Here is a 20,151-nt window from a genome sequence, read left to right as displayed (position 1 = left end):
GTCAGGGGACGGTTCCATCAATCAAGCAGCGGAGCAGATCGTTAGCCTGAGAGTAATGATTGGATAGTCAGAAGTTTGATGGGGATCAACGACGTTGGCGTAGCGGCGCGATTTATCGCGCAATTCTGTGCGCGTTGCCGGACAAATCCGCGCGATAAATCGCGCCGCTACGGTTTACTTAACGTTTCTGCCAGAACGACTGTTGCAGCGCAAAGGTTTCCTCATCCAACGCAGCCACCGGGCCGATTAAACGGATAGGTTTCTGCCCATGCGCAAAAACCGCTGCTGCCGACAGGCTCATGGTTGGGTTTTCCTCATGGCTGCCGGTGCATTCCAGTAAACGCGTTTCACTCATACCAAATACCACCCGACCGATATTGGCCCAGTAAATGGTTCCGGCGCACATGCAGCAGGGTTCAACGGCGGTATAAAGCGTGCATTGCCACAAATATTCCGCCGGGAAGTTGCTGGCGGCGATGCGCGCCAGGGTCGATTCCGCATGGTTCACCGTGTCGATATTGCATTGCGTCAGCAAAACGGTTTGATTGTCCGGTGCCACCAGCACTGCGCCAAACGGATGTTTGCCTAATGCGATGGCGCGCCTGCCGACCTCATTCGATAAACGCAGAAAGTGAAGATCCTGGTCATCAATCATGTGCGTGCTCCATAACCATTCAGGATGGCGTTCAATACCACGGCGGTGAAACCGCCCAGGAAGATACCGCTGTCAAAAATCAGTTTTAAGGAGGGCGGCAGGACATGGAAAATTGCCGGAAAGGCCATCGGAACAATCCCCACGGCAACCGAGACAGAGATAATCAGGATGTTCTTTTCATTATTGAAATCGGTATTTTTCAGCTCCTGAATACCCGCGCTGATGGTCATACCAAACATCAGAATACCGACGCCACCCAACACCGGACTGGGAATGGCGGCAATGATCGCGCCTAATTTCGGGAACACGCCTAAGCCCACCAGAATCGCCCCCGCAGCAATCAGCACCAGTCGGCTGGTCACTTTCGTCAACATTATCAAACCGGCATTCTGCGAAAACGCATTGTACGGAAAGCTGTTCAGGCAGCCGCCGAGCATGGTGGAGAGTCCATCGGCCCGAATGGCATCCGCCAGGCGGCGGGAAGTGGTGGGCTGGCCGATCAGTTTGTCGATCAACAGCACGTTGCCGGTAGTTTCGGTCATCACAATCAGCATGGAGAGACACATCACCACAATGGGTGCGATATGAAACTCCGGCATGCCAAAGGCAAATGGCAGGCTAAAACCCACCCAACCAGCAGTGGTGACCGCAGAGAAATCCGTCATTCCTGCCAGGTATGCCAGTGCCGAACCGCAAAACAAGCCGAAAAGAATACTGAAGTTACGCAGCACGCCACGGGTCGCACAGTAGAAAATCAGCGTAATGATTAAGGTTCCAGCCCCCAACAATAGTTTATCTACGCTGGCAAAATCAGGCGCATCCGGGTTGCCACCACCCAGCCAGATCGCGGCGGCGGGCATCAGCGAGATACCGATTAACGTAATCACACAGCCAATCACCACCGGCGGAAAAAAACGCACCAGTTGGCTGAAAATCGGGGCAACCAGCAGGGTGAATAATCCGCAGGCAATCGCCGCACCAAATACTGAGGTCAGACCAAACTCATGCCCGACCATCAACATCGGCCCCAGCACCACGAAAGAACAGCCCTGAATCAACGGCAAACGCGCCCCAAAACGCCCTATTCCCCACGACTGTAAAAGGGTGGCTAATCCCGAGGTCAGTAAACAGGCATTGATCAGCACGATAGTCTCACTGCCTGACAGTTTCAGCGCTGATGCCAGTATCAGCGGAACCGTTACGGTGCCGGCATACATCACCAACACATGCTGGAATCCAAGCGACAGAATACGTCGGAGGGTGAGCGGATTTTCCGCCTGCCCGCTGTTTAACACGCTTTCCATACAACCCCCTGAAAATGAACCATTGAATGATTGACCGCCCAACTATATGTAATTAAAAATGGCAACCAATAATTAGCTGCTTTCAATAAAACTGAAAGGTGGGGTGTCAGGTGAAGTATTCATTGGATCAACTTATGACCTTTGAGCAGGTTGCCCGCTCAGGATCATTTTCCGCTGCCGCACGGTTGATGAAGCGTTCACAATCCTCGGTGAATATGGCGATGAGCAACCTTGAGGACGAATTTAACCTCAACCTGTTTGTGCGCACCCCACGCCAAATCAGCCTTACCCCGCAAGGCCAGACTCTGCGGGAATATGTCAAAACCATTCTGGAGCAATGCAACGCGCTGGAGCAGCGGGTCAGTGCCTTCAATATCCAAACCGAGGCACACGTTAGCCTGGCGATTGAAGTCCCCTACACCACCGTTGCCGCCGTACTATACGAATTTGCTATGCATTTCCCGGAAGTGGATATCCATGTGCGTGAACCCTTTCAGGGTGACGTGGAGGCGATGGTGAGACGAAATGAGGTGGATGTCGGTATCTCAATGTCTCGCCCGGTAGACAGCGATGCCATTGAGTTCGCGCAGTTAGGCAAACTGATCATGGTGCATGTGGTCAGCTCACAACATCCGTTAGCACAACGTCTGCCGGTGTCATTTGCCGATCTCCATCGCTGGCGACATATCACCTTCGGTGAGCAGCAGAAAACCATCTCCACCACAGAATATCTCGGCAGCCCGATGACCTGGCGGGTGGAGAGTTACAACGCCATGATTGATGCCGCGCTTGCCGGACTGGGCTGGGCTTCCCTGCCACGCATTTTTGTGCAGCGTGAGCTGGAACAAGGTGTGCTGACGGAATTGCGTCAGCAGGAATACCCGCATACCGATTGGGTTGTCGGCGTGGACCTGCTATGGTCGCGCAAGAAACAGCCCGGACGTGCATTAAGCTGGCTGATTGACCGACTGATTAAAAATAAAATTTTTGAACGAGATGCTGCGGGAAATAGCACGACACTTTGAAAAAAATGGCTCACCATTTCTTATTATTCTTTTCAACATGTTACTCACGGTGATTATCATCATAAATACAAACCCATAAAATATATTTGCTGCCATCTGATTAATTAATTGTGCTTTTTTATATCTGGAAAACTTCTTCCTGGCAGAATAATTCCCTGGGATTAAAAATCTAATCATCACGGTCAATTTAATTCGCCGATCATTTTCTGTACACCGCCACGCTCGTTGCTATTATAGCAACGCAAAGCACACACACAGCAACGTGCTGCGTACGAGAATTTTCCTGAATTAAATGTGCAGCATTTTAACCCGCTCCGTGCGGGTTTTTCTTTTCAATGACTCTCGATTGCCGTCTCGCAGACGCAAAGAATGCATTAAGACAAATAAGAATGACAAAATCTGGCGACAAGCCTATGATAATCAACTTAAAAACGACCTGTCATTGTCGGAATAAACGGCTAACCAGGTTTACATAATTCGTTTTCATTTTAATTTTCGCATCTGAATCAGGGTCAGGGCGGAGGAATGATGTACATAAACGACAGTAGTGGAGATGGATGCCAGCGTCTCGCATTGCAGGTACTTCGGGACCCGGATGAAAGCCGGGATGATGTACTGAGAAAATTTACCAGTCTGGTCAGTAAAACCTTGGGTATCCCGAGTAGTTTTATCTCGGTGATGGACGATGACCACCAATATATAAAAGTCGCGCACAACTTTTTGGTGGGGAAAACCGCCAGGGTTGATTCGATGTGCCAGTATGTGGTTGACGGTGAGGGTGCCATGGTCGTCCATGACACCTGGCAGGATCCCCGTTTCGCAAACAATCCCTTTGTCGTGGGTGAACCTTTTGTTCGTTTCTATGCCGGGGTGCCGCTAACAAATCGGGAAGGTATGGTACTTGGCAGTCTGTGCGTGGTTGACCGCCAATCCCATCCCTTCAGCCCGGACCAGGTGAATACCCTTAAGTTACTGGCTGAACTGGTGATGTCATTTCTTGAAGCATGGCATGCGGTGGGTTACACCGACCCGGTGACGGGTCTGCCTAACCGCCAACGCCTGATACGCGATCTTCAATCTCTCGCGTCTTCCGGTGATAACACGCCACGCCGCCTGGTGTTGATCGACTGTATTGATATGCCCAGAGCCTATGAGCTGGCACGTTCTCTGGGGATGGCTCCGGTTGAGGGGCTGCTTAAAGATGTGGCTACGCTGCTGCCCTTACGCCTGCGTCCCGGCAATGATGCGTTGCTGTATACCATTGCGACAGGGCGCTTTGCGGTATTAACCAAACAAGACAGTCGGTTAAGCGCCACCTGGGTTGCCGCAAGGCTTGAGGGTATCAGTGCCGATATGGGAGAAGGTTTGTCGGTTGATCTGACCACCCACACCGGAGAGACGGACTTTATCCCCTCGCGACTTTCCGCACATGAGATTCTGCGGCGTGCCGTCAGCGCCCTGCATGAAGCCATCTGCCGTGGTGTCCCCGCTATGAGCTTCAGCCTGGCGTCCGATGAACGCCGGACAGAAGATTTCACCCTGGTGAATGATCTGGCCTCGGCGCTCAAACATGACCGCGAGCTGTACCTGGTTTATCAGCCGAAAATTTGCCTGCAAAGCGGTGAACCGCTCGGTCTTGAAGCGCTGATCCGCTGGGCGCATCCCATCAGGGGAGAATTGGCACCCGCAGAATTCATTCCCCTCGCGGAGCCGACCACGTTAATAGAAGAACTGACGGTATGGGTAGTCACTCATGCGATAGATCGTCTGAAACGCCTCAAGCATAGTGCGATTCAGCTCCCGATTACCGTGAATGTCAGCGTCCGTGACTTTAGCAAAAAGGGCTTTGCCGACTGGCTCGAAAAGCTGATGATTGACGCCCGCTTGCCAACCTCGTTGCTCGGTATTGAATGCCTCGAAACCGAACGAATTATCGAAAGCCCGGCTGCCATTGATGGCCTGGAAATGCTGAAACTTCGGGGCTTTGGCATCTCACTGGATGACTTCGGCACCGGGTACAGCAACATCAGCTATCTGCGCCGCATGCCGCTGGATGTCATCAAGCTGGATCGCTCAATCATTAATGGCCTGTCCACCGATACCGCTTCACGCATCATCACCAAAAGTATCATCTCCATGCTGAAGGAACTGGATTATATGGTGCTGGCTGAAGGGGTGGAAAATGAGGAAACACTCGAAGCGCTAAAAGAGTTTGGTTGCGACCAGGCACAGGGATATTTTTACTCCCACCCTTTACGAGAGGAAGAACTCGACGACTGGCTGGCATGGAAACTGCGCAATTGTGTGGTCACTCCAAAATCCGTGCCTTATCGTCGGAAATTTTAGATTTATTTCTAATTTTTGCTTTAATGCATGACACGACAATGCAAAAAAGAGGCTTATAAGGTGTTTATCACATTGAAGTCACCATACGGCCTCCTGCTCATGCCATGTCTGCTCACTCCTTTCCACACATATGCTGATACCGTTTGGTTAACCAATGGTGATCGGCTGACAGGTTCTCTCGTAACACTGAGCAAAGGTAAGCTGAAAATCAAGACTGACTATGCCGGTGAAATTTCGCTGGAATGGAAATCTGTCAGCACCTTGCTCAGTGAAAAGGAAATTTTGCTGCAAAATGAACAAACGGGTGAAAAACATACCATCCACATCTATCCTTCCACGCCTGGGTATGTTCATGTTGTCGCTCCTGAATATGATGAGAAGGTTTCGGTCAGTCGTATCGCTGCATTTATGCAGGCGAAGACCCGATCCGATCAATGGGATATCACAGGAAATATCGATGCCGGTATCAATCTCATAAGATCCAATACCGATAGCGAGAACTATGATCTGACATTAAATACTAAAGCCAGAAAAGGGAAATGGCGCCATGTTACAGATGCCTCCTTCTTGCGCCATAAAGAGGAAAGTGAGGTCGATACGGATAATTACAGCCTGCGACATGCTGTCGATTATATGTTCCATGAGCAATATTTCTGGCAGGTTCGTGCCAGTTATAAACGTGACTGGATAGCAGACCTTACACGTCAGATTCTAATCGGCACCGGACCTGGGTATCAACTTTGGGACAATGAGTTCGGTGCATTTTCCCTCTCCGTATTGGGCGGAGGTTTTCGATATAATTATCGCGATGGTGAGACTGATACTCATACTGCGGCTACCTTACGTTGGGACTATGAACGATATCTTAATGACAATGACTTCACGCTATACAGCACAGGGGAACTGGGTCACTCTCTGGGGGGGCATGCTATCTATTCGCTGGACTCTGAGATTGGCTTACGTTATACACTCACATCCTGGTCATCACTAAAAATGAGTTATCATCATAATATTGTGAGTGGCACTCGCGAGACATTAAATGAAAACATTTTTGATACCGGAGTAGGTATAAAATGGTGACACACTGTTGGCGGGTAATAAAATCAGACTCCGCGAAGAGTAGCGATGTAAAAAAAATACATCGCTACAAATTAAACCTCCAGGTCCCATTTTCATATTCTGGCTTGAGTGTCATTAACGCATTTTTCGTCTTCAGCGCTTCCCCTCTCGCTCACAAATGAATTCGGAACACCCTTATCAACGAACTCAATCCGTCGAACGGGAAAGGCAAAGCGAATATCACGCTCTTCAAGCGCAGCCATTATTTTTAAGTTAATATCCTGTTGTATATCCATATATTTATTATAATCTGAAGTCAACACTAAATAGACCACTTCAAAGGTGAGTTTTGAGTCCTCAAAAGCAAAGAAGTGTGCTCGATCAAAACGAGTATCCGGGTTACCTGAAATAATCTCCTTCACCAACTCACCAACCTGGCTAACTTTTTTGGCAGGCGTTTCATAACTGATACCAAATTTAAAAACTATACGTCGTTGTTGCATCCGCTTGTAATTATGAATCGTCTGCTGTAGTAATATAGTATTTGAACAGATTATTTGTTCTCCACTTAAACTTCTTAATCGCGTGGTCTTTAGGCCGATATGCTCAATTGTACCCGCAATGTTGCCAAAGATAATGAAATCGCCGTGCTCAAATGGCTTATCAAAACCGATAGCTAATGAAGCAAAAACATCACTCAGAACGGTTTGAATAGCCAGTGCAATCGCAATACCGCCGACGCCAAGGCTGGCAACCAATGCCGTAATATCGATCCCCATATTAGACAGGATGGCCAGGAAAGTGACGACCCATAACATCACTCTTATTAGAATACCAATAATGACTGTCGTAACCGGGTTACGAACATTTAATGGGTCATGCAGTAACCGCTGTAACCATAAACGAATGCCACTATCTATCCATAGTGAGAACTGAAAAATTAACGCCAAAAACCATCCATGTGCCACCGCATCGCGCCATGAGTCAGGTAATTCCACCATTTTCAATGCTATTAAAAATGAAAAGATAAATAGAAGTATGCGACTGGTGTTGTGAAGTATCTCACCAACTACACCCATGACTCGTGAATTTCGCCCCTCAACATAACGAGTTATGCGATGTGTAACAAAACGCAGGATAGATCTAATCACAATATATATAACAACCGTACCAACTAACACGGTGATTAGTCGCAGCCATAATTCAGGCTCAAGAAGTAACTCTTTTAAATGCTGATACATCAGGTTATTTTCGATCATGTTCCCCCCAAGGTGAGTGTTACATTGTCATCTCAATAATGGTTTAAATAATGGAAAATGCCAGGCTGAAACAATGCATTGACTTTACTGCCGTGCGATTTCCAATCGTAGATTTAACGCTTCGCTAAAATTTTTCTTTTAAGATTTCCTGACTTAACGTAAGATTTATATAAAACATATACGTTTCATATAGGGCTTAGGTGATGGGAATCGTAAAAATCTCCGATCTGATGCATGAGAACCTGCGCGTGGCGAGTACGGCGTTAAGTCGCTCAATTAACGCGCAGGCGGAACACTGGATGAAAATCGGCATGCTGGCCGAGCTTTACCCGCAGCTTAGTCATCAGGAGTTAACACGCCTGTTGATGCGCGTGGAAATTGATGGCGGCTCCGATCTGGCGCAGCTGCTCAACACCTCTTTACCCACTACGCAGGGAATTGCGCAATGAACAACATCAAACTGCACTCCGCGCAGGAAATCGAACTGGCGCGTGCAGCAGGCCACGACGCCGCCAAAGTGCTGGCGATGATCACGCCTTACGTGAAACCGGGAGTGACCACCGACGAATTGGATCGCATCTGTCACGATTTCATCGTCAATGAACTAAAGGTCATTCCCGCCAATATCGGCTATCACGGCTATACCCGCACCGTCTGCACCTCAATCAACCATGTGGTGTGCCACGGCATTCCCGGTGAGAAAAAACTCAAAGACGGCGATATCGTCAATATCGATGTGGCAATCATTAAAGACGGCTGGTACGGCGATACCAGCCGGATGTATTTCGTCGGCACGCCATCGGTACGAGCCAAACGTCTGGTGGAGATCACTTATCAGTCGATGGTGGCCGGGATTCGCGTAGTTAAACCGGGTGCCACCCTGGGGGATATTGGTGCCGCGATTCAGCAGGTGGCGGAAAAAGCCGGTTTCTCGGTGGTGCGTGAATATTGCGGTCATGGTGTGGGTGAAATCTATCATGGTGAACCGCAAATTCTGCATTACGGTACGCCGGGCACCGGTCTGGCGCTGGAAGCAGGCATGATTTTCACCATCGAACCGATGATCAATGCCGGTAAAGCGGGCACCAGCGTGTTGTCCGATGGCTGGACGGTGGTAACCAAGGATCGTTCTCTGTCGGCCCAGTGGGAACACACCGTGGCGGTGACGGAAACCGGGTTTGATCTGCTGACGCCGTGGCCGGATGGTACGGGCGAATACGAAGCGATTTGATCGTAGCGGCGCGATAAATCGCGCCGCTACGGGTAAACCATTTATCTCAGGATCAGGGTGTAAGTGTGAAACAAGAAAGCGCAATTTTTGCCGGTGGCTGCTTCTGGTGTACTGAAGCGATTTTCCAATCCATTGATGGCGTGATTTCGGTAGAAAGTGGCTATATCGGCGGCCATGTCGTCGCGCCCACTTATGACCAGGTGTACAGCGACACCACCGGTCATGCCGAAGCGGTCCGCATCGTTTTCGATGCTGATACCGTCAGCTACGACGACCTGCTGGATATTCACTTCGCCACTCACGATGCCACTCAGCCCAATATCAAAGATGGCGTCGAACGTTCCCGTTACCGTTCCGCGCTGTTCCCAACCTCGGCAGCACAACGCCTCGCCGCTGAGCGGGGCATCACGCGTGCAGCAGAGGAATTGGGCCTGCCGTTGGTGACGCAGTTGGAACCACTAAGCGAATGGTATCCGGCAGAAGATTACCATCAGAATTTCTGGGAGAAAGAGGGCCAGGAAAACGCCTTTTGTATGATGAATATCCCGGCCAAACTGCAAAAATTACGTAAAAAGTTCCCCAAAAAAGCCAAGGATATTTAGTCATTATAATCAGGGTAATAAATTACTTTTACCCTGATATATAATAAATACGTTTTCTGTTTTATTTAACCCATCGCCATTTATTAATGCCGACTAAGCTCTTTGACATTAGATTCAAAACGAAGAAATTTACTTCTGTCACCATTCATTCTTCTGTAAATCAGTATTCCTTTACTTTCTTCATCTCTCAAGTACCTCGTTACCAGGGAAGGGGATTGCCCTGCTGAAAGCCTGGTGCTGGCCTTCTCCATGATTGAATTTTTGTATTTATTTACAGAAGAATATAATCCTGAGTAAGTGATAATGTTTTTCCCTGTGATATCCCGCAATTCCTCGCCAAATTTCTTCGCGCCATCAGGTGTATTGCAACAAGTTACTACAAGCGTATCGTAGTCAGCATCGAAATTTTGGTGGAATCTTTTTAAATACTCATAAAAATCATCAGGGCTATAGTTCATCCCATTAATTACAGGTTGTCCTTTCCCTGAAACTTCTCCGTGTGAAGAAAAATATAATTTCCTCTTTTCATCACGGAGAGTGTACGTAATCGCAGGATACTGATTATCATTTTTACCCACTACAGTGATATCACGCATCCTGTAGTCTTCAGTTTCAATAGGATGAAACTCACCAAGATACCCCTCCGCTAATTTCCCCAATGCGTTAATTTCATTGTTCAATTCTTCTGTTTTTTTCTTCTTCTCGTCCTGCTGTTGCGAGTATTTGAATACACTATCCAGCACGAAGGAAAGCCCTACTACCACACTGCCCAGAATCGCAGAACAGAATTCAAAATTTTCGAGTTCGGAACCTGACACCCATGCTGCACCCGCTAAGGCATAAATCGCAAAGCCCGCACCCATCATCTCCTCTTTGTTAACGGTAATTCGCCCATCCTCATCAGTGAAGGTAACCGGGTTATTCTTCACCATCCTGAAAAGATTAATTCCGTCCACCCCTCCTGCCGGGTCGGTGTTAATCCAGCGCATCATCCACGGAGCGTAATAACGGTAGCGGTTGTAAAGTAATCCGGTAATATCGCGTTCTTTAGCAGCATAGCGCAGGGTTTTGTAATGGGACGTTATTTGTCTTGCTGTTGCCCAAAGAGATGTCCCACCAAATGGATAATAGTGTTCCCGACTGATTATATTCCCCTCTCCATCCAGCTCAAACCGGATGTTTTCACTGCGATCGGCAACAGAAAAGCGTGGTTGATAAATATCGACACCTTCAGGCTTGCCCCGCTGCCAGTGCAAAATACGCACACCTTTGAGCGTAATGACACGCAGATCTTCGTTCATCTGAGAAGTCATATTGGTCGTACGTAATTCCAGCCCCGTAAGGTAACGTACTTGTTGCTGGTGCATTCCCTGTTTTATTGGCTGACAGGTTGCTTTTGTGACGCGTTGACCTGCACAGACGTAGCGGTAACGCTCATAGCTATTGTTTAACGCTGAAGCCTCTTTCATCGCAATAATTCCTCACTGGAGTCATCGCTTCACGTTAAGCGCACCGACGTCCGGCAAATAGTACTTAGCGATGTTGTTGCGGCATCATCTCCTCAATCACCGCAGTGATGCGTTGAATCACCTGCTGTGCCGCACGCGACAACTGACGGGAGGGTGCGGTACACAGCGCCAGCGTCAACGGGCGTAGCACGCTATTTTTCAGCGGTACGAAACACAGTTGTTGCTCCTCCACCTCACTCATCACATCCAGCAGACTGAGGACACAGATGCCGGTGCCCTGCGCCACCAGACTGCGGATCAGACGGATATCATTGCAGGCGATGATGTTATCCGGTGCCATACCCTGCTTGCGATACAGCGCCGCGACACGTTCGTGCACCACCAGCGACTCGCCGGGAATGATATGTCGTTCGCCACTTAACTCGCTCAGCGATAACGCGTTGCGGCCACTCAGCGCGTGTTGCGGCGGCAGGACCACCCCCATCTCCAGCTCGGCAAAGGCCAGCACATCCAGACCACTCTGCCCGGCCGGGTCGAGAATCAAACCAAAATCAATTTCCGACTGGCGGATCCGCTGGCTGATGGCATGGCTGTTGTCTACCGTCAGCTCCAGCCGCAGCCATTGATGCTGGCGGGCAATATCCGCCAGCGCATCGGCCACCTTGCCTTTGGTCAATGACTGCACCAGCCCGGCACTGACATTGCCGCGTTTCAGGCCCTGGATATCATCGAAACGCTGGCGGGTAACGCGAAACTCACGTTGCCAGCGCATCACATCGTCATACAACAGTTCTCCAGCCGTCGTCATGCGCAAGCCGTCGGGCAGGCGTTCAAACAATGCCGTGCCGAAGCTCTCCTCAGCCTGCAAAATTTGCCGGTTGATGGCGGATGCCGAGACGTGCAGCTTCTCCGCCGCCTTACGCAAACTGCCGCTACGCGCCACCTCAGCAAAATAAACGGCAAATCGGGAAAATGGACTCATGGCTCACCTGTACAGTTTTTTGCAACACAGAATTGAATTAATGCTGATGGATTTGTACAGGCCTGATTATTCACAATGACCAGACAAAAATGAAGAGTTTATTGTGAGCTACTGACAGGACATCGCTATGAATACCCTCACCCCACCCGCCCACTGTACATTTGAACCCGATGACTGGTTGCGCCTGGCTCGCCAGTGGCACCCGGTTGCCCGCTCCTGCGACGTTACCGGTGCCCCTACCAAAGCGGTGCTGTTGGATGAGCAATTGGTGGTCTATCGCATCAAAGGCCAGGCCGTGGTGGCGCGCGATGTGTGTCCACACCGTGGCGTCCCCTTGACCCTCGGTTTTCATGACGAAGAGGGGGTGGTTTGTCCTTATCACGGCCTGCGGTTTGGTGAAGGTGGCAAATGCAACCGTATCCCCTCCAGTCCTGGCCAGCCCATCCCCGCCAAACTGAATCTGATTAACTATCAGGTTGAGGAGCGTTATGGTCTGATTTGGGTATGCATGGCACCGGATGCTGACAACCCGTCACCTTTGCCGGTAATGCCGCACTGGGACGATGCCGGATTCCAGCAAATTAACTGTCCAGGCTTTGATGTGAATGGTTTTGCCGGGCGTCAGGTGGAAGGTTTTCTCGACGTCGCCCATTTCGCGTGGGTCCACACCGAGACTTTCGCCGATGCCACTAATCAGGTAGTACCGCCCTACAATCCGGTTGAAACCGCTTACGGTTTCGCGGTGGATTACTGGAGCTCGGTCAGTAATTTCGCCGCCGACAGCGGCCAGCAGGCACCGGAAGGATTTGAATGGCTGCGCCATTTTGAGATGCACCTGCCCTTTACCGCCACGCTGACCATTCATTTCCCTGGCGAGGCCCGACTGGTGATCATGAACGCGGCATCACCGGTTTCGGCACGTAAAACCCGGATGTTTGCTCCCATCGCCCGCAACTTTGATCTGCATATCCCGGTAGAAGATGTGCATGCCTTTAACCAGCGGGTGTTTGAGGAAGATCGGTTGATGGTGGAAACCCAGATGCCGGAGCGCCTGCCACTCGACCTGGCGCTCGAGGCCCATATCCCGGCCGACCGCAGTTCCATTGCCTATCGTCGTGGCCTGAAACGTATGGGCTTCGGTGAATTTTTCCTGGTGTAACGGAGGCAACGATGAGCACAACATTACAGGTGGTGGTGGACGGGATGTTCCGCCAGGGACGGCACAACCTCGCCGTTAACCTGGTCGCGGAAAATGGTCAGCCGTTACCGTGCTGGCAACCCGGCGCGCATATCGATGTTCATCTGCGCGAGGGATTGGTGCGCCAATATTCCCTTACCGGACAGAGTGACAACACCCGTCATTATCAGATTTGTATTGCGCGCGATCAGCAGTCACGCGGTGGATCGCGTTATGTCCATGAGATGCTGCGCCCCGGTCAGGTCCTGCGCATCTCGCCGCCGCGCAATCTGTTTCCCATGCAACCCGCCGGAAAAGTGATCCTGATGGCAGCCGGTATTGGCATTACGCCGTTGTATGCGATGGCAGAAGCGCTGGAAGCGGCGGGAGTACCCTTCGTGCTGCATTATTATGTGAAACAACGTGGCGACGAGGCGTTTCTGCCCGAGCTATCCAAACCCTTCCAACATGGTTTTTGTGAAATCTGGCACAGCAGCGAAGGCCGCAGCCCACGCAGTCATGCGCCAGCAGAGTTGCTGGATCCGGCAGAAGATACCCATCTTTATCTGTGCGGCCCGGCGGGTTTTATGAGCCATATCCGCGCCACCGCCATCCGTCACGGTTGGCAAGAGCAGCATATTCACACTGAAGCCTTTAAGCCGCTGACGGCTGTCGCTGCACAGGGTGAAGCAGGTTTCACCGTCACCCTCGCCTCTACCGGGCAGCAATGGCCGGTCGCACCCGGACAGACCATCGCCACGGTGCTACTGGAAAACGGCGTCGATGTGCCGCTTTCCTGCGAGATGGGCATGTGCGGAGCCTGTCTGACCCGTGTCACTGAAGGCGAGATCGATCATCGCGATACCGTGCAATCCGCGGCAGAAAAATCTGCGCCGGAACAATATATCGCATTGTGCTGCTCACGCAGTTTGTCGCGCAATCTGGTGATCGAACTTTAAAACAGTTCGCGCAGGTTATACCCCGCCCCCACCAGCGCCATCAGCAGCAGCAGGTATTGGGAAGCCATTGCCCATTGCTGCTGCTGAACGCCATTGACCCAGCGTCGCACCGCGAGGATATAGCAGGCCATGACGCAGAAATCGAAGGCTATCCACAGCAGCGAGAGCAGCAGCAGGCTGGTGCTGAGGTGTGGCGTAACGGAAATGAACTGGGGAAACAAGGCAGCAAAAAACAGGATATCTTTCGGATTCGAGACACCCACCAGAAAACCCTGCACTATCCCGCCCTGCTGCATTGGCGCGACATGCTGTGCCGGTGCCGTCCTCAAGCCTCGCCAGGCACCGTAGCCGATATAAAGACACCCGACCAACGCGGCAATGCGCAAGCTCAGCTGACTGATGGTGACCAACCCAACCAGCATCAAAACTGCCAGCGCAATCAACACCAGCGACGCACCGTGGGTGCCTAGCACCGTGTTAAACGCGCGTCGGCTACCGTGACGGGCGGCGGTGCCGGTCACCAGCGCCACCACCGGACCCGGCGTGGCTAATAAGACGAAGATGGAAAACAGGTAAGTACACAGTAATGGCAGATTCATGGTGGTTATCAACAGAGAAATCGGACCGTCAGTATCGCCAGCCACAATGCAGTTGAAAAACGCATTAAACTGCCGTTGAATGTGAGTTTTACTCAATATGGCAAAACCCATGTCACTTCCTCCCCTTTATGCGCTACGGGCTTTTGCCTGCGCCGCCCAATACGGCTCCTTTAGTCAGGCGGCAACGGTGCTGCATGTCACACCGGGTGCTATCAGTCGCCATATCCGCACGCTGGAGACGTTGTTTGGCTGCGAACTGTTTATTCGTCGGGGACCTAAAGTGGAGGTCAGCGCCGCAGGCCGCGTACTGGCGACACAACTACAATCAGGATTCGACAGCCTCGAACGCGCCTGTGCCGCCTTTAGCCAACAAAGTAAAAACCTGCGCCTGAAGGCCCCCTCGACCCTGACCATGCGCTGGTTACTGGATGTGTTGCAGTCGTTTCGTGAGAAAAACTCAACACCTGAAGTGGCAATCTCCAGCGTCTGGATGGCAACCGACAGTGTCGATTTCAGCCGCGAACCTTTTGATTGCGCGATTTTGTTGGGTAATGGCGATTTTGGCCCCGGCACCGAGAGTCGCCTGTTATTTAAAGAGTGGCTGATTCCTGTCTGCTCCCCCGCCCTGAAACCGCAGGCACAGCAGGATCTCGCAAGCTGCGAACTGATTCACCCCACCGCTGACCGGCGGGACTGGCAGCGCTGGTTAAGGGGCGTCGGACTGACGCCGGGCGCGAACCTTTGGCAGGGCAAAGTCTTCGACACGCTGGAGCAAGGCAATATGGCCGCAATCAGTGGTCACGGTATTTCGGTTGGGGATCTGTTGCTGAGTCTGAATGCGCTGCGCGACGGACTGCTGACGCTACCTTTTCCCCAGGCGGTGGCAACCGGTGATGGTTATTATTTTGTCTGGCCGGCTAACGCCCCGTTTAGCGCCGCACGCGACACGCTACTGAGCTGGCTGCGTGATCATCTTCCCGCCCTGCCAACAACCGGAATCGATGGATTAATACTGATGAAATAACCGACTCCTGGATGGGATATAACAGCACCTGCCCTATTCGCCACAATGAAAATAGATAGCAACCTAACGAATATAAATAAGCCAGAGGCATCACATTAATTATTTATTTCTTACATGAAAGAAACGGCCAAATGCCAACTTAGGATTATTCTTAGTTTGCCTTAATTAAAATCACCGCTACAGTTATTCTTGCTTCCTGATGTGAGAAGAAGCGCGCTCTGTTAATCGGCAAATACATCGAAGAGGAATAAACAATGACGCAACGTCGTGGTGGTTCAGGTAACTTTGCAGAAGATAAGCAACGCGCGGCTGAAGCGGGTCGCAAAGGTGGTCAGATGAGTGGCGGAAACTTCCGCAATGACCCGGAGCGTGCCATCGAAGCCGGTCGAAAAGGAGGAAAAATCAGTCGCCGCAAGTAAAGCAAACGCTCAGATATTCCATATTCAATCTATTTTTGCGGAAACGCATATCCTGACCATCGCCTGTTCGACGTCGGGAGGTGTTTTATTACCCGCAAACACCAGGCTATTTCCCCACCATCTTATACAATCAGTCGATTTAATTTGTACAGGATTATAATTCTTGTACAAATTAAATCTGCGCTATATATATTTATTCCGGCGCTCTGGAATATCCGCTGAACACCCTAACTTAATAATAAATCATGATTTATTGCATCTTTGATGCTACTTTATGTTGCACGCCCCAGGTGTCTGCGCCCTGGTGATTGCAGAAGATCTATACAATGCGCGATAAATCGCCCCGCCTCATAAAAGGAGCAGCACGATGGCAGCACGGGAACATCATTATCAGGTGACGGTTCGCTGGACCGGCAATCGCGGTGACGGCACCGCCAGCTATACCGCTTATGATCGCAATGCCGAGTTACTGGCAAACGGCAAACCCACCCTCCCCCTCAGCGCCGATCCCGCGTTTCGTGGCGATGCCAGCCGCTGGAACCCGGAAGAGCTGTTGCTCGCCGCCGCGTCTGCGTGTCATAAGTTGTGGTATCTGCATCTGTGCGCCGATGCCGGGATTAACGTGGAAAGTTACGAAGATGCCGCTGAAGGCACTATGGTGGAAGGTGTACGCGGTCGGTTTACGCAAATCACCCTGAAACCGCGCATCACCTTGCGCAACCCGGCAGATGCCGAGCGCGCAAGAGAACTGCATCATCAGGCGCATGATGCCTGTTATATCGCTAACTCACTTAACTTTCCGGTAAGCTGCGAACCCCGCTTCGCATAAACATCAGGCCGCGCCGGCCAGTACGGATTGCCACAACCGCACCCCGTTACGTCCGGCGCGTTTCACTTCATACAGGGCTTCATCAGCATGACGCAGCCAGTAGCCAAGTGACTCCGCACCGGCTGCTGCTGCGATGCCAATACTCACCGAACAACTGAAATCCGGCGAGGCCGGCAAACGCAGTTGCGCAATTTTCTCTTTCAACCGTTCCGCCAGCAGCACCACGGATTCATCACTGGCATGATGGACAATCACCCCCAACTCATCGCCGCCAAAGCGGGCGGGGATATCCTGGATGCCGACATAGTTGCGCAATAACGCGGAGATCTCCGCCAGCAAAAAATCGCCCGCTTCATGGCCCCAGGTGTCGTTAACCGCTTTGAAATTATCGACATCAATCAGCAACAGATATGCGCTGCTGTCACCACGACGGGTGCTGAGAAATTCACTCTCCAGCCGCCGTTCAAACAGACGCCGGTTGGGGATTTCCAGCCCAGGATCCATCAGCGCGATACGTTCCAGTTCGCGATTGCGTTTGCGCAACTGCCAGGTGAGGTTGTACGACGCAACGCTGAGCGCCAGCATATAAATCGTTGCCAGCGGCAGCGTCAGCCAGACAGTTTGCGTGCTGAAGGTGGGCCGGAAGCCAGTGCCGTCCACCAGCCAGACCATCGTAAAGGTACAAAAGAAGGCCTGAAGCGCGGCAATCAGTTGCGCACTGCCTCCCGCCGCATAACGATCCGAGGCCAGCACCGCCATAATAATAAACGAGGGCATGGGGCTGAGCCCCATCAGCGCGACCCAGGCCCCGCCAAAGGCCGCGTCCAGTGTCAAATTACGCCGCTCGGTGGCGGTGGAATCTACAGCGTGCAACGCCAGACGATACGCGATCCACGGCCAGATAAATGCGTTAGTAAACAACAGCCCGCATAGCTCAAGGCTACGATTCATTTCCATCAACACGGAAAGAATAGGGAAGAAACACAAGATCGTGCCGAGCTGGCGCATCAAAAACATGCGGCGAACGAAGCGCACCGAACGACGCTTCAGGTGATTATCATCAGGTGAGTAGTAATTCATTCACGGGCAATATCAGACCGACAAGACATGCAGTTTATCGGAAAAGCGTTAAACCGCGTGTACTTTTTCAGACTTTTTCCCTTGAATAGACACGACAGCGCAATTTTTTTCCATTATGGGGAAAATTAGCACTGACCCCATAGGTCGCGGCACGATTTAACGTGCGGTTTTCCCAAAAAAAACAGCGCGATAAATCGCGCTGTTCCTGAAGGGTGTTCCAGTGCTTGTTAGCTTGCAGTACTTTGCAAACGGAATTGTGCCACCAGCCGTTCCAGCATCAGTGCCTGTTCTTCCAGTGAATTTGCGGAGACAGACGAGGCGCTGACCAGCGAGGCGTTCTGCTGGGTGGTGGTGTCCAGTTCACCCACGGCACGGGCGATTTGTTCAATACCGCGGCTCTGTTCATCCGACGCTGCCGAAATTTCTTCCATGATCTCATTCACGCGCGCAATGCTGCCGAGAATTTGATCCATAGTTTCACCGGCACGCGCCACCTGCTGATGACCGTTGCTGATACGGCTGACCGACTCGCTGATCAGCTGTTCAATATCTTTTGCTGCCTGCGAGCTGCGCTGTGACAGGTTACGCACTTCACTTGCCACCACGGCGAAACCACGCCCCTGCTCACCCGCGCGCGCAGCTTCCACAGCGGCGTTCAGGGCAAGGATATTGGTCTGGAAAGCGATGCTGTTGATCACCGCGGTAATATCAGCAATTTTCTTCGAGCTATCAGAAATTTCACCCATAGTGCTGACCACATCGCGTACTGCGACACCGCCCTGATTGGCATTGCGTGTGGCTTCTGCGGCGATTTGGCTGGCCTGACGCGCATTCTCGGCATTATTTTTCACCGTAGCGGTCAACTGCTCCATGCTGGCGGCAGTCTCAACCACCGCCGCCGCCTGCTGTTCCGTGCGTGACGACAGGTCGAGGTTACCCTGATTGATCGCGCTGGCGGCCTGCGACACGCTGTTAACGCTACTTAACACGTCGCCAATCATGCTGCGCAGCCGTTCATTCATTCTGCCCATCGCGGAGGTCAGCTTGCCTAACTCATCACGACGATCGGTGGCAAACTGCGAACTGAGATCACCGCTGGCAATGCGCTCCGCCAGTTCGAGGTTATGGAATACCGGCTGGGTAATTTGACGGATGATGTACCAGGCCACCAGCACGCCCAACAGGATCGCCAGCCCGCCAATCAACAGCGACAAGGTGGAAGAACCGTTAGCCAGTTCATCGTTGCGTGTTTTAACAATGGTGATGACTTTCTTGATGGCCGCGCTGCTTTTATCACCCGCCACTTTTACGCCGTCTTCTGCGCTGCGCAGTTGCGCATAAGCCTGAGCCGCTTGCAAGCTCAGGTCTTTAAAGCGTTCGGTATCCTGCCATAGCGCGGTAAAGCCCCCCTGCTGTTCCGGTGGCAGTTGCGCCAGTAACGCTTTCATCCCCTGATCGGCGCTACGGAAGTGGGCTTCCAGCGCGTTACGCAACGGTTCGCTGACGTTGAAGCGCAGCGCCAGCGCCTCTTCCCGCACATTGCTGATGGCAAACAGTTGGTCGTAAATCTGGTTGGTCAATTCCGGCGTGGCTACCGGGGTGCGGATCAGTTGGGTATAACGGGAGGTGGTGTCCTGCTGGCTGATGTTATCGAGTTGGGCTCGCAGGCTATTCAGTTGCTGGGTGGCCTGCGTCATCGCGCCGATACGTTGTTGGAAATCGGTGAGATGGCTGCCGATCTCGTCGATAATCGGTGCGGCATCGTCTGACCAGTTGAGTTTTTTGGCCTCCCCGGTCAGTTGCTGCGCATGGGTGACATATTTCGCCATCACCGCGCCAGACTGATCATCGCCATAAAGGTACTTCAGACGGTTAATTTTTGCCTGGAACACTTCAATATTGATGTCATAAATCAGGTTCGTTTTTTGATAGATATTATGAATTTCGTTGAAACGCTGTACGCTCAGCCCGGTAGCAAGCGCTACCAGCAACAGCACAATACCGAATCCTGCCGACAGTTTTCGGGTTATGCGCACGTTTCGCAATCGCGATACCAATCCCATGTTTCCCACTCCTGCGTTTATCATTTTTGTAAGGGTTACTGAGAGGGTTATCGGAGGGATTAGGGAATT

General features: G+C 51.5%; 19 protein-coding genes. 11 read left to right on the top strand and 8 right to left on the bottom strand.

Annotated elements, in window-relative coordinates; all coding sequences use genetic code 11:
- Positions 1–178 precede the first annotated feature (178 nt).
- The gene (locus AC6I8R_RS20900; RefSeq protein WP_497832812.1) at positions 179–655 is read right to left on the bottom strand and encodes a nucleoside deaminase; all 477 of its coding nucleotides are present in this window, start codon (positions 653–655) and stop codon (positions 179–181) included.
- Complete coding sequence (locus AC6I8R_RS20895; RefSeq protein ID WP_497832811.1) at positions 652–1,959, bottom strand: nucleobase:cation symporter-2 family protein; 1,308 nt, start codon at positions 1,957–1,959, stop codon at positions 652–654. The genes AC6I8R_RS20900 and AC6I8R_RS20895 overlap by 4 nt, the downstream gene beginning before the upstream one ends.
- A gap of 122 nt (positions 1,960–2,081) precedes the next feature.
- Here AC6I8R_RS20895 and AC6I8R_RS20890 point away from each other — a divergent pair, with 122 nt between their 5' ends.
- The 3 genes from AC6I8R_RS20890 (at position 2,082) to AC6I8R_RS20880 (ending at position 6,410) form a co-directional block, all read left to right on the top strand.
- Positions 2,082–2,984, top strand: coding sequence for a LysR family transcriptional regulator (locus tag AC6I8R_RS20890; protein WP_244634062.1), 903 nt, complete (start codon positions 2,082–2,084; stop codon positions 2,982–2,984).
- A 528-nt stretch (positions 2,985–3,512) separates the two neighbouring features.
- Positions 3,513–5,330, top strand: coding sequence for a sensor domain-containing phosphodiesterase (locus AC6I8R_RS20885; RefSeq protein WP_415173544.1), 1,818 nt, complete (start codon positions 3,513–3,515; stop codon positions 5,328–5,330).
- Positions 5,331–5,390: 60 nt separating this feature from the next.
- The gene (locus tag AC6I8R_RS20880; RefSeq protein WP_497832810.1) at positions 5,391–6,410 is read left to right on the top strand and encodes a DUF481 domain-containing protein; all 1,020 of its coding nucleotides are present in this window, start codon (positions 5,391–5,393) and stop codon (positions 6,408–6,410) included.
- A 92-nt stretch (positions 6,411–6,502) separates the two neighbouring features.
- Here AC6I8R_RS20880 and AC6I8R_RS20875 read toward each other — a convergent pair whose 3' ends face one another.
- Positions 6,503–7,645 (bottom strand): mechanosensitive ion channel family protein, encoded by a 1,143-nt coding sequence (locus tag AC6I8R_RS20875; protein WP_415173545.1) that lies wholly within the window; start codon positions 7,643–7,645, stop codon positions 6,503–6,505.
- A gap of 206 nt (positions 7,646–7,851) precedes the next feature.
- Between AC6I8R_RS20875 and AC6I8R_RS20870 the strand changes: the two genes are divergently transcribed.
- The 3 genes from AC6I8R_RS20870 (at position 7,852) to msrA (ending at position 9,481) form a co-directional block, all read left to right on the top strand.
- Positions 7,852–8,097: a ParD-like family protein gene (locus AC6I8R_RS20870; protein ID WP_208725940.1), complete on the top strand. Its 246-nt coding sequence runs from the start codon at positions 7,852–7,854 to the stop codon at positions 8,095–8,097.
- Entirely contained in the window at positions 8,094–8,879 is a 786-nt protein-coding gene (gene map / locus AC6I8R_RS20865; RefSeq protein WP_415173516.1) for a type I methionyl aminopeptidase, read from the top strand. The genes AC6I8R_RS20870 and map overlap by 4 nt, the downstream gene beginning before the upstream one ends.
- A 65-nt stretch (positions 8,880–8,944) precedes the next feature.
- Positions 8,945–9,481 (top strand): peptide-methionine (S)-S-oxide reductase MsrA, encoded by a 537-nt coding sequence (gene msrA, locus AC6I8R_RS20860; protein ID WP_415173517.1) that lies wholly within the window; start codon positions 8,945–8,947, stop codon positions 9,479–9,481.
- Positions 9,482–9,564: 83 nt separating this feature from the next.
- On the opposite strand, the gene AC6I8R_RS20855 is transcribed toward msrA, so the two are convergent.
- Positions 9,565–10,950 (bottom strand): RHS repeat-associated core domain-containing protein, encoded by a 1,386-nt coding sequence (locus AC6I8R_RS20855; RefSeq protein ID WP_497832809.1) that lies wholly within the window; start codon positions 10,948–10,950, stop codon positions 9,565–9,567.
- A gap of 64 nt (positions 10,951–11,014) precedes the next feature.
- Positions 11,015–11,932: a LysR family transcriptional regulator gene (locus AC6I8R_RS20850; protein WP_497832808.1), complete on the bottom strand. Its 918-nt coding sequence runs from the start codon at positions 11,930–11,932 to the stop codon at positions 11,015–11,017.
- Between the two features lie 127 nt (positions 11,933–12,059).
- On the opposite strand from AC6I8R_RS20850, the gene hpxD reads away from it, so the two are divergent.
- Together hpxD and AC6I8R_RS20840 are read left to right on the top strand one after the other, a co-directional pair.
- Entirely contained in the window at positions 12,060–13,091 is a 1,032-nt protein-coding gene (gene hpxD, locus AC6I8R_RS20845) for a Rieske 2Fe-2S domain-containing protein (protein WP_208725945.1), read from the top strand.
- An 11-nt stretch (positions 13,092–13,102) separates the two neighbouring features.
- Positions 13,103–14,068, top strand: a complete 966-nt coding sequence (locus AC6I8R_RS20840) for a PDR/VanB family oxidoreductase (protein ID WP_415173521.1) — start codon at positions 13,103–13,105, stop codon at positions 14,066–14,068.
- On the opposite strand, the gene AC6I8R_RS20835 is transcribed toward AC6I8R_RS20840, so the two are convergent.
- The gene (locus tag AC6I8R_RS20835; RefSeq protein WP_415173522.1) at positions 14,065–14,778 is read right to left on the bottom strand and encodes a LysE family translocator; all 714 of its coding nucleotides are present in this window, start codon (positions 14,776–14,778) and stop codon (positions 14,065–14,067) included. The genes AC6I8R_RS20840 and AC6I8R_RS20835 overlap by 4 nt on opposite strands.
- On the opposite strand from AC6I8R_RS20835, the gene AC6I8R_RS20830 reads away from it, so the two are divergent.
- The 3 genes from AC6I8R_RS20830 to AC6I8R_RS20820 all read left to right on the top strand — a co-directional run bounded on the left by AC6I8R_RS20830 (position 14,777) and on the right by AC6I8R_RS20820 (position 16,939).
- The gene (locus AC6I8R_RS20830; RefSeq protein ID WP_497832807.1) at positions 14,777–15,691 is read left to right on the top strand and encodes a LysR substrate-binding domain-containing protein; all 915 of its coding nucleotides are present in this window, start codon (positions 14,777–14,779) and stop codon (positions 15,689–15,691) included. The two genes, AC6I8R_RS20835 and AC6I8R_RS20830, sit on opposite strands and share 2 nt — an antisense overlap.
- A 254-nt stretch (positions 15,692–15,945) precedes the next feature.
- Entirely contained in the window at positions 15,946–16,110 is a 165-nt protein-coding gene (locus AC6I8R_RS20825; protein WP_013511857.1) for a con-10 family general stress protein, read from the top strand.
- A 367-nt stretch (positions 16,111–16,477) separates the two neighbouring features.
- The gene (locus AC6I8R_RS20820; protein WP_497832806.1) at positions 16,478–16,939 is read left to right on the top strand and encodes an OsmC family protein; all 462 of its coding nucleotides are present in this window, start codon (positions 16,478–16,480) and stop codon (positions 16,937–16,939) included.
- 3 nt (positions 16,940–16,942) lie between these two features.
- On the opposite strand, the gene AC6I8R_RS20815 is transcribed toward AC6I8R_RS20820, so the two are convergent.
- On the bottom strand, positions 16,943–18,019 hold the full coding sequence (locus AC6I8R_RS20815) for a diguanylate cyclase (RefSeq protein ID WP_497832805.1): 1,077 nt from the start codon (positions 18,017–18,019) through the stop codon (positions 16,943–16,945).
- A 227-nt stretch (positions 18,020–18,246) separates the two neighbouring features.
- Positions 18,247–20,082 (bottom strand): methyl-accepting chemotaxis protein, encoded by a 1,836-nt coding sequence (locus AC6I8R_RS20810; RefSeq protein ID WP_497832804.1) that lies wholly within the window; start codon positions 20,080–20,082, stop codon positions 18,247–18,249.
- Positions 20,083–20,151: the final 69 nt, after the last annotated feature.

The organism is Pantoea sp. X-Soil-OKNW-713, from assembly GCF_059730685.1.
This window is presented reverse-complemented; position numbering and strand designations above follow the sequence as displayed.

What these genes read in the sequence shown, in the direction of transcription:
- AC6I8R_RS20900 (WP_497832812.1), bottom strand. Translation starts at nt 655, where the DNA reads ATGATTGATGACCAGGATCTTCACTTTCTGCGTTTATCGAATGAGGTC.
- AC6I8R_RS20895 (WP_497832811.1), bottom strand. Translation starts at nt 1,959, where the DNA reads ATGGAAAGCGTGTTAAACAGCGGGCAGGCGGAAAATCCGCTCACCCTC.
- AC6I8R_RS20885 (WP_415173544.1), top strand. Translation starts at nt 3,513, where the DNA reads ATGTACATAAACGACAGTAGTGGAGATGGATGCCAGCGTCTCGCATTG.
- AC6I8R_RS20870 (WP_208725940.1), top strand. Translation starts at nt 7,852, where the DNA reads ATGGGAATCGTAAAAATCTCCGATCTGATGCATGAGAACCTGCGCGTG.
- map (WP_415173516.1), top strand. Translation starts at nt 8,094, where the DNA reads ATGAACAACATCAAACTGCACTCCGCGCAGGAAATCGAACTGGCGCGT.
- AC6I8R_RS20855 (WP_497832809.1), bottom strand. Translation starts at nt 10,950, where the DNA reads ATGAAAGAGGCTTCAGCGTTAAACAATAGCTATGAGCGTTACCGCTAC.
- AC6I8R_RS20850 (WP_497832808.1), bottom strand. Translation starts at nt 11,932, where the DNA reads ATGAGTCCATTTTCCCGATTTGCCGTTTATTTTGCTGAGGTGGCGCGT.
- hpxD (WP_208725945.1), top strand. Translation starts at nt 12,060, where the DNA reads ATGAATACCCTCACCCCACCCGCCCACTGTACATTTGAACCCGATGAC.
- AC6I8R_RS20840 (WP_415173521.1), top strand. Translation starts at nt 13,103, where the DNA reads ATGAGCACAACATTACAGGTGGTGGTGGACGGGATGTTCCGCCAGGGA.
- AC6I8R_RS20830 (WP_497832807.1), top strand. Translation starts at nt 14,777, where the DNA reads ATGTCACTTCCTCCCCTTTATGCGCTACGGGCTTTTGCCTGCGCCGCC.
- AC6I8R_RS20835 (WP_415173522.1), bottom strand. Translation starts at nt 14,778, where the DNA reads ATGGGTTTTGCCATATTGAGTAAAACTCACATTCAACGGCAGTTTAAT.
- AC6I8R_RS20825 (WP_013511857.1), top strand. Translation starts at nt 15,946, where the DNA reads ATGACGCAACGTCGTGGTGGTTCAGGTAACTTTGCAGAAGATAAGCAA.
- AC6I8R_RS20820 (WP_497832806.1), top strand. Translation starts at nt 16,478, where the DNA reads ATGGCAGCACGGGAACATCATTATCAGGTGACGGTTCGCTGGACCGGC.
- AC6I8R_RS20815 (WP_497832805.1), bottom strand. Translation starts at nt 18,019, where the DNA reads ATGAATTACTACTCACCTGATGATAATCACCTGAAGCGTCGTTCGGTG.
- AC6I8R_RS20810 (WP_497832804.1), bottom strand. Translation starts at nt 20,082, where the DNA reads ATGGGATTGGTATCGCGATTGCGAAACGTGCGCATAACCCGAAAACTG.